General features: G+C 74.1%; 7 protein-coding genes. 3 read left to right on the forward strand and 4 right to left on the reverse strand.

Annotation, left to right across the window (positions count from 1 at the left end; translation table 11 throughout):
- Positions 1–189: 189 nt before the first annotated feature.
- Entirely contained in the window at positions 190–1,143 is a 954-nt protein-coding gene (locus tag ACFYNS_RS13925; RefSeq protein WP_388602791.1) for a class I SAM-dependent methyltransferase, read from the forward strand.
- 197 nt (positions 1,144–1,340) lie between these two features.
- On the forward strand, positions 1,341–3,875 hold the full coding sequence (gene hrpB, locus ACFYNS_RS13930; RefSeq protein WP_388602793.1) for an ATP-dependent helicase HrpB: 2,535 nt from the start codon (positions 1,341–1,343) through the stop codon (positions 3,873–3,875).
- On the opposite strand, the gene ACFYNS_RS13935 is transcribed toward hrpB, so the two are convergent.
- From ACFYNS_RS13935 to polA, 4 genes are all read right to left on the reverse strand, one after another.
- Positions 3,855–4,835 carry a DUF3068 domain-containing protein gene (locus tag ACFYNS_RS13935; protein ID WP_360301651.1) on the reverse strand — a complete coding sequence of 327 codons (981 nt, stop codon included), beginning with the start codon at positions 4,833–4,835 and terminating at the stop codon, positions 3,855–3,857. The two genes, hrpB and ACFYNS_RS13935, sit on opposite strands and share 21 nt — an antisense overlap.
- 20 nt (positions 4,836–4,855) lie before the next feature.
- Entirely contained in the window at positions 4,856–4,990 is a 135-nt protein-coding gene (locus ACFYNS_RS13940; RefSeq protein WP_360301654.1) for an SPW_0924 family protein, read from the reverse strand.
- 216 nt (positions 4,991–5,206) lie between these two features.
- Entirely contained in the window at positions 5,207–6,946 is a 1,740-nt protein-coding gene (locus ACFYNS_RS13945; RefSeq protein WP_388602796.1) for a lytic murein transglycosylase, read from the reverse strand.
- A gap of 334 nt (positions 6,947–7,280) precedes the next feature.
- Entirely contained in the window at positions 7,281–9,944 is a 2,664-nt protein-coding gene (gene polA / locus ACFYNS_RS13950; protein ID WP_388602962.1) for a DNA polymerase I, read from the reverse strand.
- 252 nt (positions 9,945–10,196) lie between these two features.
- Here polA and ACFYNS_RS13955 point away from each other — a divergent pair, with 252 nt between their 5' ends.
- Positions 10,197–12,479: an FdhF/YdeP family oxidoreductase gene (locus tag ACFYNS_RS13955; protein ID WP_388602798.1), complete on the forward strand. Its 2,283-nt coding sequence runs from the start codon at positions 10,197–10,199 to the stop codon at positions 12,477–12,479.
- The last annotated feature ends 45 nt before the right edge of the window (positions 12,480–12,524 follow it).

Below are 12,524 nucleotides of genomic sequence, written 5' to 3' on the forward strand. Positions count from 1 at the left end.
TCAATGCGCGAAAGAGCACACCTGGGATGCAACCCCCCATACCCGGCAGAACTCGCCGCTCCGCACGGCCGGATGGCCGCGGCTGGAAGCCGGTCCGCCGGAGTCGGTCCGCCCGGCCCGAGCCCCCGGGAGCCACCCCGCGGCGCGCCGCGGGGAGACCGAGAGACCGAGAGTACGGGGAGCGCCGCAATGGAACAAAAGCACGAGGTCGGCGAGGGTGTCCATCCCCTGACCCACGGTGATCGCGCGGCCCGGTCCGGCGCCACGCCCGGCCCGGGGGACGTCGCCGGGCACACCGGGGACGCCGGGCACACCGGGCACACCGGGGACGCCGACGACGCGGAGGCCGTGCGGCGCCCGGCCGGGGACCGGGAGACCAGCCGGGCCAACCGCGGCTGGTGGGACCGGAACGCGGACGAGTACCAGAACGACCACGGCGACTTCCTCGGCGACGCGCGCTTCGTCTGGGGCCCCGAGGGCCTGGACGAGGCGGAGGCGGAGCTGCTCGGCCCGGCGGAGCAGCTCCGCGGCCTGGACGTGCTGGAGGTGGGTGCGGGCGCTGCGCAGTGCTCCCGCTGGCTGGCCGCGCAAGGCGCGCGGCCCGTGGCCCTCGATCTCTCCCACCGGCAGCTCCAGCACGCCCTGCGGATCGGCGGCGGGGATCCGGGCCGGCCGGAGTTCCCACTGGTCGAGGCGGACGCCAGGGCGCTGCCCTTCGCGGACGAGTCCTTCGATGCGGCCTGCTCGGCCTTCGGCGCGATCCCGTTCGTGGCCGACCCCGAGCGGGTGTTCGCCGAGGTGGCGCGGGTGCTGCGCCCCGGGGGCCGCTGGGTCTTCTCCCTGACCCACCCGCTGCGCTGGTCCCTGGCCGACGAACCGGGACCCGAGGGGCTGACCGTCCTCGCCTCCTACTTCGACCGCACGCCCTACGTGGAGGAGGACGGCGCGGGGCGGACGGTGTACGCGGAGCACCACCGCACCCTGGGGGACCGGGTGCGGGAGCTGGTCGGCGCCGGGTTCCGACTGGAGGATCTGGTCGAGCCGGAGTGGCCGGAGTGGAACCAGCAGGTGTGGGGAGGCTGGTCGCCGCTGCGCGGGCGGCTGGTGCCGGGCACCGCCGTCTTCGTGTGCACGCTCGCCTGACCGTCACGGAGGCGCGGCGGCTGTGCGGGCCGCCGCGCCTCGCGTATCCGCACTGCGCCCGGATACGCGGCGCCCCGTGCACGGCGGCCCGCAACCCGTGACACCCGGCTGCCCGTGTCCGCAGCCGCCCCCTCCGCCCCTTCCGCCCCCGCGCCCCGGGCGGCACGCCGGGGGCGCCGGCCGGGCACAATCGGCTGGTGCGCCATGACGACCAGTTGCAGCAGCTCCCCATAGCCGAGGCGGTCCCCCGGGTGCGCGACGCGCTCGCCGAGTGCGGAGCAGCCGTCGTGCACGCTCCGCCCGGCACCGGCAAGACGACGCTGCTGCCGCTCGCCCTGGCCGGGCTCCTGCCGGACGGCGCACCAGCGCGCACCGTCCTGGTGGCCGAGCCGCGCCGGATGGCGGCGCGGTCGGCGGCGCGCCGGATGGCCTGGCTGCTGGGCGAGCAGCCCGGCGGAAGCGTGGGCTTCACGGTGCGGGGCGAGCGCCGGGCCGGGCCCGGCACCCGGGTGGAGGTGGTGACCACGGGCGTGCTGCTCCAGCGCCTGCAGCGCGACCAGGAGCTGCCCGGTGTGGACACCGTTCTGATGGACGAGTGCCACGAGCGCCATCTGGACGCCGACACGGCGCTGGCCTTCCTGCTGGACGTGCGCGAGACGCTCCGCCCCGACCTGCATCTGATCGCCGCGTCCGCCACCCAGGACAGCGCGGCGTGGGCGCGGCTGCTGTCCGCGCGGGTCGTGCACGGCCGGGGCACGAGCCATCCGGTGGAGGTGCGGTACGCGCCGCCGCCTGCCGGACTGCGCCCGCCGCACGGCATGCGCGTCGATCCGGGACTGCTGCGCCATGTGGCGGCGACCGTCCGGCAGGCGTTGGCGGCCGAGCCGGAGGGCGACGTGCTCTGCTTCCTGCCCGGTGTCGGCGAGATCGCCCGGGTGGCGGACCTGCTGTCGGGTCTGGCGGCGCGGGTGCTCCCGCTGCACGGCCGGGCACCGGCGCGGCTGCAGGACGAGGTGCTGGGCGGCGGTACCCGCGGGGAGCGCCGGGTGATCCTCTCCACGGCGGTGGCCGAGTCGAGTCTGACGGTGCCGGGGGTGCGGGTGGTGGTGGACGCGGGGCTGGCCCGGGAGCCCCGCACGGACCACGCGCGGGGGCTCGGCTCCCTGACCACGGTGCGGGTCTCCCGCGCGGCGGCCGAGCAGCGCCGCGGCCGGGCCGGCCGTGAGGCGCCGGGCGTGGCCTACGCGTGCTGGGCGGAGGCCGAGGAGGCGGGCCGGCCACGCGCTCCGTCCCCCGGGATCGCGGTGGCCGATCTGACGGCGTTCGCCCTGCAGGCCGCCTGCTGGGGCGATCCGCGGGCGGCGCGGGTCGCCCTGCTGGACGCGCCGCCGGAGGGCGCCATGGCGGCGGCGCGGCGGACGCTGCGGGCGGTCGGCGCGCTGGACGAGCGGGACCGGGTGACCCGGCGGGGGCAGCGGATGGCCGGTCTGGGTGTGCACCCGCGGCTGGCCCGCGCGCTGCTGGACGGTGCCGTGGCCGTGGGCAGCGAGGCGGCCTGCGAGACGGTGGCGCTGCTGGGCGAGGAGCCCCCGTGGGCGTACGGGGACGATGCGGCCGAGGCCGTCCGGCGGGCCCGCGCGGCGCCGCGCGAGGACCCGTACGGAACGCGGTGGGCGGCCGAGGTGCGGCGGCTGCGGTCGCTGCTGGGCGCGCGTACGGCACCGCCGGAGGGGCTCACCCACGAGCAGGCCGTGGGCACGGTCGTGGCACTCGCGCAGCCGGAGCGGGTGGCACGGGCGCAGAGCCGCAGCGCGTATCTGATGACCGGCGGCACCCGCGCCGAGCTCGCCGCGGACAGCGCACTGCGCGGGGCCCGGTGGCTGGCCGTCGCCGTCGCGGACCGGCCGGTGGGCGCCGCCTCGGCCCGGGTGCGGATGGCGGCCGCGATCGACGAGGCGACGGCGCGGGCCGCGGCGGACGCGTTGTACAGGGTGCGCGAGGAGGTGCGCTGGGACCCCGAGCAGGGTCCGCAGGACGCGCCCGGTGACGTGGTGGCCCGTCAGGTGGAGTCCCTGGGAGCGGTGCGGCTGTCGGTGCGCCCGCTGCCCCACCCGCCGGACGAGGCGCTGCGGGAGGCCGCGCTGCAGGGGCTGCGGCAGCACGGAACGGATCTGCTGCGCTGGTCGCCGAGGGCTGTGGCGCTCCGCCGCAGGCTCGCTTTCCTGCACCGGACGCTGGGCGCGCCCTGGCCGGACGTCTCCGAGGAGGCGCTGCTGGCACAGGTGGAGGGGTGGCTGGGGCAGGTGCGCTCGCGCGCCGGCCTCGCCCGGGTCGAGGCGGGTGAGGTGCTGTCGGGGATGCTGCCGTGGGCCTCCGGTGCGGCGGCGCGGCTGGAGGAGCTGGCGCCGGAGCGCGTCGAGGTGCCGTCGGGGTCGCGGATCCGGGTCGACTACACGCCGGAGCAGCCGGTGCTGGCCGTGAAGCTCCAGGAGATGTTCGGGGCGCTGGAGACACCGCGGGTGGCGGACGGGCGGGTGCCGCTGCTGCTCCACCTGCTCTCCCCCGCCGGGCGTCCCGCGGCCGTCACCGCCGATCTCGCGTCCTTCTGGGCGGAGGGCTACCGGGGTGTGCGGGCCGAGTTGCGCGGCCGCTATCCCAAGCACCCCTGGCCGGATGATCCCGCCGCGGCCGAACCCACCGGCCGTACGAAGTCACGCGGGCGGGCGGGGTGAGCTGGTCGGGCGGGCGGTGGCCGAGCGGCCGCGGGTGCGCGCCTCCAGCGTGAGGGAGCCGGCCAGCAGGAGGCCGCCCAGGGCCAGGGAGCCCTGGGGCAGGTAGGTGGTCAGGGTGAGCACGAGCCGCCGCTGGGAGGAGACCAGGTCCACCGTCGCCTCCTGGTAGTCGGGGCGCATGCGCACATGCCCGGCGAAGGCGGTGAGCGGCTTCTTGCCGGGCTTGTCCGCCCAGCGCATCTCCTCCTCGTGGATCTCCTGGCCGTCCACCGGGGCGCCGGTGACCGGTTCGACCCAGAACATCCGCTTGGTGGTGTACCAGCGCTCCAGGCCGAGCTGTTCGACCGTTCCGGGGGTGGCGCCCAGGGGCAGCTTCTTGGGGATCTTCACCTTGGTCCAGGGGATGGTCTGCTCGAAGTAGTAGGTCTCCAGGCCGTGGACGGTGCGGGTGCCCTTGTAGTGGATGGGTGCCGAGGTGCGGGTCTGGAAGTCGAAGTACTCGTAGTCGCGCTTCTCGGTGCCGAACGGCCACTTGTACTCGATGCCGCGGCGGCGCACCGGGTCGCCGTCGACGTGCTCGCCGCCCGCGTGCACCGGTTCCTGGGTGTGGGCGTCGAAGACGTACCGCTCGGGGATGCGCGAGACCATCCTCCCCTTGTCGTCGGCCACGTAGCTGAGGGTGTCCCAGACGACGACGTCTCGTCCGGTGCGCTCGCGGACCTGCTCGGCGGCCGCCACGTCCCCTTTGAGTGTCTGCACGATGCTGACCCGGGGAACCTTCTTCGGCTTCATGGTGGTGTAGTCGAGAAGGGTGGCGTTCTTCGCCTCCAGCACCATGTCCTGGTACTGGTCGGGCGGGATCCTGGCCAGCCGCGGGAAGGCGTACCAGCGGATCAGGGGCGAGAGCGCGGCGAAGAACACCGCGAGGGCCAGCAGGACCAGGCTCGCTCTCCTGCGCATGCTGCCTCCTGCCGATGCTGCTAGGGGTGCGCGGGAACGGTGGTGTGCAGCGGCTTCTTCGACGTCTCGCCCTGGGGAGCGCCGATGGCGGTGACCGCGAGGACGAGTGCGAACGCCGCGGCCAGTCCGGCCGCGGCGGCGAGGAGAGCGCGCATGTGCTGCTTCACCCCCTGCGGTTGGCCGGACCCGGGCGGACTGACGCGAACTGAAGGCCCGTCACTTATCGCGGTCGCACCGTAGCAGCGTCCACGCGCGATGGGAACCGGCCGTGCGCCCCGGCTCCGGCCCGGCTCCGGCCCGGAGAGCGGGCGGCTCCGCACACCGAACCGCCCCCGGTGCTCGGCACCGGGGGCGGCGGGAGGCCGTCGCGCTCAGCCCTTGACGACGACCTTCACCTGCACGGTGGCGCCGCCCTCGGCCGTCAGTGTCAGCGTGTAGGTGCCGGGCCGGTCGCCGGCGAACAGCTCGGGCAGCGCGACGACACCGCCGGCGCCGGTCTTCAGGTCCGCGAGACGGCGGATCGGGGTGCCCTGCTCGTCCTTGCCGAAGTACGGGCCGGCGTCCTCGGCGTCGTCGCCGAACGCGGCCGTCAACGTGGTGTTCGCGACGGCCTTGCCCTTGCGGGTGGCCTTGACCTCCACGGCCTGGGCGAACTTCCCGCCCTTGGCGGCCTCCAGCGCGACGTCGCTCGTCCGCGCCAGGGTGTCGGCCCGCGGAGCCGTGACCGAGGCCGCGAAGTCGACACTGCCCAGCTTCTTGCCGGGAACCGTCGCGCGCACGGTGAAGGAGCCGGTCCGGCCGCCCGCGCCGAGCACGGGCGCTGTCGCGTCGCCCTGCGCGTCGGTGGTGACCGTCGCACTCCTGGCACCGCCCTCGAAGGCGGCTTCGGTCTCGCCGCGGACCTCGAACCGGACCTCGACGCCCTTGACGCCCTTGCCCTTGGCGGTCTCCACCCTGACGACGGGGTGCCCGGCGAAGTCCTCACCGGCGACCGCGGTGAACTTCCCGGCGCCGACCCGCTCGATGGCGTGCGGGCCGGTCGGGTCGGGGCTGGGGTTGCCGTCGCCGTCGTCCCCGTCGCCGGGCTTGCCGCCGCCACCGGGCTCACCCGGGTTCCCGGGCTTCCCGGGCTTGCCGGGCTTGCTGGGCTTGTTCGACTTGTTCGGCTTGCCGGGCCTGTCGTCCGCGGGGTCCGCGCCGCCGCGGCCCGCGCCCGGGCTCGAACCGCCCCCGGACTCGCCGACTCCGGGCGTGGTGGGCAGCACGGCAAGGTCGCGGTCCGGCACCGCGTGGGTGCCCTTGCGGTAGTACTCGAACCAGGCCAGGACGGTCCGCAGGTAGTCGCTGGAGTTGTTGTAGCTGAGAACGGCCCGGTCCAGCCCTGCGCCGGAGGACAGATCGCGCCCGTCCGCGCACAGATAGGCGCCCGCGGCGAGCGCGGCGTCATGGATGTTGTTGGGATCCTTGCGGCCGTCGCCGTTGCCGTCCGCGCCCCAGCGGTCCCAGGTGGAGGGGATGAACTGCAGCGGGCCGACCGCGCGGTCGTAGCCGGTGTCGCTGTCCCAGCGGCCGCCGTCGGTGTCCTTGATGTGGGCGAAGCCCTTGCCGTTGAGCACCGGACCCAGGATCGGGCGCAGCGTCGTGCCGTCCTTGTCGACGGCGCCCCCGCGGGCGTGGCCGGACTCGACCTTGCCGATCCCCGCCAGCAGCTCCCAGCGCAGCCCGCAGCCCGGAGTACGGGAAGCGAGCGACCGGGCGGCCTTCTTGTAGGCGGCCAGCACCGAGGCGGGGATGCCGGAGGTGTCTTCGGAGCCGCCGGGTTCGGACGTACCGGGCGGATGCGGCGACTCCAGCGGCGGCAGTTCCGTGGCGTAGTCGTCGTCGCCCGGCGTGCGGTCGCCCGCAGAGCCCGGCCGGTCGGCGCCGCCGTCGCCGGCGAGTTCCACCCCGGGCGCCTGCGAGGCGGTCAGCGCCGCCATGACGACGGCCGCGACGGCCGTGCCGCCCAGCCCCCTGCGGTATCTGGCACTGCGCAGCCCGCCGCGGCGCCGGTGTCCCGCCGCTGTGGTGGCCGCCCGCTGTGCGGCGTGCCGGCCCCGGATTCGCGCCATAGGTCAGTCCCGTCCTCTCCCCATCGGACGCAGTCACCGAGACCTTACGGCAGAGCCTGCCCCAAGTCAGCGGCCCTGAGGGACTTCTGGCGCTTATGACCCGCTTCGGAAGCCGGTTTTCCCGATGTTCGCCCCGCTGTTCCCCCATGTCCTTCACAGGAGCCGGCAGGCGGACGGCAGCCGGGGAGGGCGGCACCACCCGCCGTCCGCGACGCGGCCGCCCGAAGCCCGAGGGCTCCGGGACGGCGGGGCCGCGAGCCGACGCATCGCGCGCCGCCGGGGCCCGCACGCACCCGCGCCGGGTCCCGGCGCGACCGGCCGGTTCCCGCGCGGCTCAGTGCGCCGCCGACTCCCAGTCCAGGCCGACGCCCACCGACACGTCCAGCGGCGCCCGCAGGGAGACCGCCGTGGACATCTCGGAGCGGACCAGTTCCTCGACCCGCTCCCGCTCCCCCGGCGCGATCTCCAGCACGATCTCGTCGTGCACCTGGAGCAGCATCCGGGAACGCAGCCCGGCCGCCCGCAGCGCCGCGTCGACCTTGAGCATGGCGACCTTGACGATGTCGGCCGCCGTGCCCTGGATCGGGGCGTTGAGCGCCATCCGCTCGGCCATCTCGCGGCGCTGCCGGTGGTCGCTGGTCAGATCGGGCAGATAGCGGCGGCGCCCCATGATCGTGTGGGTGTAGCCGGTGGCACGGGCCTCCTCGACCGTGCGGTGCAGATAGTCGCGCACCCCGCCGAAGCGCTCGAAGTAGGTGTCCATCAGCTTCCGCGCCTCGTCGGGGGTGATGCCGAGCTGCTGCGAGAGCCCGAAGGCGGACAGCCCGTACGCCAGCCCGTAGGACATCGCCTTGATCTTGCGGCGCATCTCCGCGTCGACACCGCTCTTCTCGACGCCGAAGACCTGCGCCGCGACCGTGGTGTGCAGGTCCTCGCCGGAGGTGAACGCCTCGATCAGCCCGGCGTCCTCCGACAGATGGGCCATCACCCGCAGTTCGATCTGGCTGTAGTCGGCCGTCATCAGCGACTCGAAGTCCTCGCCGACGCGGAAGCCGCGGCGGATGGCGCGACCCTCGTCCGTGCGGACGGGGATGTTCTGCAGGTTCGGTTCGGTGGAGGAGAGCCGGCCGGTGGCGGCGACCGTCTGGTTGAACGTGGTGTGGATGCGGCCGTCGGTCGCGATCGTCTTGATCAGGCCCTCGACCGTGGTGCGCAGCTTCTGCTGCTCGCGGTAGCGCAGCATGATGACCGGCAGCTCGTGCTCGGTCTGCGTGGCCAGCCAGGCCAGCGCGTCCGCGTCGGTGGTCCAGCCCGTCTTCGTCTTCTTCGTCTTGGGTAGGCCCAGCTCGCCGAAGAGGACCTCCTGGAGCTGCTTGGGCGAGCCCAGGTTGAACTCGTGGCCCACCGAGGCGTGCGCCTCCTCGACGGCCTGCTGCACGGCGCCGGCGAACTGCTGCTCCAGCCCCGTGAACCACTCCCGGTTCGCCGCGATACCGGCCCGCTCCATCCCGGCCAGCAGCTCGGACGTCGGCAGCTCCAGCTCCCGCAGCAGGCCGGCGGCGCCCACCTGCTCCAGCCGCTCCTCGAAGGCGCTGCCCAGGTCGTGCACCGTGCGGGCCTTGACCATCAGGTCCTGCGCCTCGGCCTGCTCGTCCACCCCGAGCGCGAGCTGCCCGTCGGTCTCGGCCGCGGGACCCAGCTCGCGGCCCAGGTACTCCACCGACAGCGCGTCCAGCGCGAAGGAGCGGCGGCCCGGCTTGTCCAGGTAGGCGGCGAGCGCGGTGTCCATCCACACGCCGTCCACCCGCCAGCCGTGGTCGGCGAAGACCCGGATCACTGCCTTGGCGTCGTGCATGATCTTGCGGCGGTCCGGGGCGGACAGCCAGTCGGCGAACGCCCGCTCGTCCTCCTCCGGCAGCTCGGCCGGGTCGAACCAGAGAGCCGGGCCGGTGCCGGAGGCCAACGCAACCTCGCTGACACTGCCGGTGCCCTGCTTCCACACGTCGACCGTGGCGACACCGAGCGCGGCCGCACCGTGCTGCTCCAGCCAGGGGGCGAGCGCGCCGGCCTCGGCGACCGTTCCCTCCACCTCGACGCCCTCCGCCGGCGCGGGCTCCTCGGCCTGCGCGGCAGCCGGGTCCACCGCGAAGAGGCGGTCGCGGAAGTTCTGATGGCGGAACTCAAGGGTGTCCAGGATGACGGCGAGTGCGTCGCGGTCGTAGGGCGCGCGGGCCAGGTCCTCCGGCGCGTCGGGCAGCTCCACGTCCCGCACCAGCTCGGTCAGCCTGCGGTTGAGCAGGACCGACTCCAGGTGGGACCGCAGATTCTCGCCCGCCTTGCCCTTGACCTCGTCCGCCCGTTCGGCCAGCTCGGCCAGCGAGCCGAACTGGGTGATCCACTTGGTGGCCGTCTTCTCCCCCACCCCGGGGATGCCCGGCAGGTTGTCCGAGGGGTCGCCGCGCAGCGCGGCGAAGTCCGGGTACTGCGCCGGGGACAGACCGTACTTCTCCTGCACCTTCTCCGGGGTGTAGCGGGTCAGCTCCGAGACGCCCTTGGTCGGGTAGAGCACCGTGACGTTGTCGCTGACGAGCTGGAAGGTGTCCCGGTCGCCGGTGACGATGGACACCTTGAAGCCCTCGGCCTCGGCCCGGGTGGCGAGCGTGGCGATCACGTCGTCCGCCTCGAAGCCGTCGACCGCGTAGCGGCGCACCCGCATGGTGTCGAGCAGCTCGCCGATCAGCTCGACCTGGCCCTTGAACTCGTCCGGGCTCTTGGACCTGTTCGCCTTGTACTCCGAGAACTCCTCGGAGCGCCAGGTCTTGCGGGAGACGTCGAAGGCGACCGCGAAGTGCGTGGGCGCCTCGTCACGCAGAGTGTTGGCCAGCATCGAGACGAAGCCGTAGATCGCGTTGGTGGGCTGCCCCGAGGTGGTGTTGAAGTTCTCCGCCGGAAGCGCGAAGAACGCCCGATACGCGAGGGAATGCCCGTCCATGAGCATCAGGCGGGGTTGGTCCCCGCCGCTCTGCTGAGGGGTTGCTTCTGGTGCCGTCTTCGATGCCTTCTTAGCCACGGTGCCGATCCTCCCATGCGGGTCCGACAATCGCCGGACACGGCGCCGTGAGACGCCGCGGGACGGGGGCGTCGCGGGGCACCCGGGGCCGCGCGGCCGGACCGCCGGGGCACGGGTTCCCGGTCGGCCGCCGCGCCGTCGGGCTGCCCACGGCGGCCGATGAGTGGCACCATCCGGGGTATGACTCGGAAGGCTCCCTCCAGTGACCCTGTCCAGGACGCACCCCAGGTGGGAGAGCCCGCGCGGGCCGCGGCCGGGCTGTCGGCCGTGGGCCACTCGCTGCGGATGGCGCGGCAGCAGATGGGCGTGAAGCGCACAGCGCTCACGCTGCTGCGGGTCAATCAGAAGGACGGCTTCGACTGCCCGGGCTGCGCCTGGCCGGAGGGCGAGCAGCGGCACACCGCGGAGTTCTGCGAGAACGGGGCCAAGGCGGTCGCCGAGGAAGCCACCACCCGCCGGGTCACCCGGGACTTCTTCGCCGCGCACCCGGTGGCCGACCTGGCCGGGCGGTCCGGCTACTGGCTGGGCCAGCAGGGCCGGCTGACCGAACCGATGTACCTGCCCGAGGGCGGCGAGCGCTACGAACCGATCGGCTGGGACGCGGCCTTCGCGCTGATCGCCGAGGAACTGCGCGGCCTGGCGTCGCCCGACGAGGCGGTCTTCTACACCTCGGGCCGCACCAGCAACGAGGCCGCCTTCCTCTACCAGCTCTTCGCCCGCGAGTTCGGCACCAACAACCTGCCGGACTGCTCCAACATGTGCCACGAGTCGTCCGGCTCCGCACTGACCGAGACGCTCGGTGTCGGCAAGGGCAGCGTGCTGCTGGAGGACCTCCACCGGGCCGACCTGATCATCGTCGCGGGGCAGAACCCGGGCACCAACCACCCCCGGATGCTCTCCGCGCTGGAGAAGGCCAAGGCGGGCGGCGCACGGATCATCACCGTCAACCCGCTGCCCGAGGCGGGCATGGAGCGGTTCAAGAACCCGCAGACCGCCAAGGGCCTGGCGGCGGGCGGCACCCCGCTCACCGACCTGTTCCTGCAGATCCGGCTCGGCGGCGACCAGGCGCTCTTCCGCGCGCTGAACCGGATCGTCCTGGAGCGGGAGGGCGCCGTCGACGAGGAGTTCGTCCGCGAGCACACCCACGGCTTCGCCGAGTTCGCGCAGGCCGCGCGGGCCACCGACTGGGCTTCGACACTGGCCGCCACCGGGCTGGAGCGCGCCGAGATCGAGCGCGCCGCGGAACTGGTGCTGGCCTCGGAGCGCACCGTGGTGTGCTGGGCGATGGGGCTGACCCAGCACAAGCACGCGGTGCCCACCATCCGCGAAGTGGTCAACTTCCTGCTGCTGCGCGGGAACATCGGACGCCCGGGCGCCGGGGTCTGCCCCGTGCGCGGCCACAGCAACGTACAGGGCGACCGCACCATGGGCATCTTCGAGCGCCCCGCGCCCGCCTTCCTGGACGCGTTGGAGCAGGAGTTCGGCTTCGCGCCGCCGCGCGCCCACGGCTACGACGTCGTCCGGGCGATCCGCGCGATGCGCGACGGGCAGGTGAAGGTCTTCCTCGCGATGGGCGGCAACTTCGTGGCCGCTTCCCCGGACACCGGGGTGACCGAGGCGGCGATGCGCCGGGCCCGGCTGACCGTGCACGTCTCGACGAAGCTGAACCGCTCGCACTGTGTGACGGGCGCACGGGCGCTGATCCTGCCCACCCTGGGGCGGACCGAGCGCGACACCCGGCCCGGCGGCGACCAGTTCGTCACCGTCGAGGACTCCATGGGCATGGTGCACGCCTCGCGGGGGCGGCTGGAGCCGGCGAGCCCGCTGCTGCGCTCCGAGCCCGCGATCGTGGCCGGGCTGGCGCAGGCCGTACTGGGCAGCGGATCCACCGTCCCCTGGGCGGAGCTGGCGGACGACTACGGGCTCGTCCGCGACCGCATCGCGCGGGTGGTGCCCGGTTTCGAGGACTTCAACGCCAAGGCGGCCCGCCCCGGAGGCTTCACGCTGCCGCACGCGCCCCGCGACCGGCGGCACTTCCCCACCGCGACGGGGAAGGCGAACTTCACGGCAGCCCCTGTGGAGTACCCGCGGCTGCCCGAGGGGCGGCTGCTGCTGCAGACGCTGCGCTCCCACGACCAGTACAACACCACCGTCTACGGGCTGGACGACCGCTACCGGGGCATCCGCGACGGCCGCCGCGTGGTGTTCGTGCACCCCGCGGACGCGGCCGCGCTCGGGCTGGCGGACGGCTGCTACGCCGATCTGACCGGCGAGTGGGACGACGGGCAGGAGCGGGTGGCCCGCGGATTCCGCGTCGTGCACTACCCGACAGCGCGTGGGTGCGCCGCCGCGTACTACCCGGAGACCAACGTGCTGGTGCCGCTCGACGCCACCGCCGACACCAGCAACACACCGGCCAGCAAGTCCATCGTGATCAGGCTCACTCCCTCGGCGGCCGGCTGACGCCCGCGCGGGCTTAAGCTCGGATCGGCCGGTCGGAGACGGAGC

The organism is Streptomyces sp. NPDC006925 (assembly GCF_042869575.1).
In the GTDB taxonomy this organism is placed as follows: domain Bacteria; phylum Actinomycetota; class Actinomycetes; order Streptomycetales; family Streptomycetaceae; genus Streptomyces.

Coding starts and splice junctions, on each gene's coding strand:
- ACFYNS_RS13955 (WP_388602798.1), top strand. CDS start 10,197: ATGACTCGGAAGGCTCCCTCCAGTGACCCTGTCCAGGACGCACCCCAG.
- ACFYNS_RS13925 (WP_388602791.1), top strand. CDS start 190: ATGGAACAAAAGCACGAGGTCGGCGAGGGTGTCCATCCCCTGACCCAC.
- ACFYNS_RS13935 (WP_360301651.1), bottom strand. CDS start 4,835: ATGCGCAGGAGAGCGAGCCTGGTCCTGCTGGCCCTCGCGGTGTTCTTC.
- ACFYNS_RS13940 (WP_360301654.1), bottom strand. CDS start 4,990: ATGCGCGCTCTCCTCGCCGCCGCGGCCGGACTGGCCGCGGCGTTCGCA.
- polA (WP_388602962.1), bottom strand. CDS start 9,944: ATGCTCATGGACGGGCATTCCCTCGCGTATCGGGCGTTCTTCGCGCTT.
- ACFYNS_RS13945 (WP_388602796.1), bottom strand. CDS start 6,946: ATGGCGCGAATCCGGGGCCGGCACGCCGCACAGCGGGCGGCCACCACA.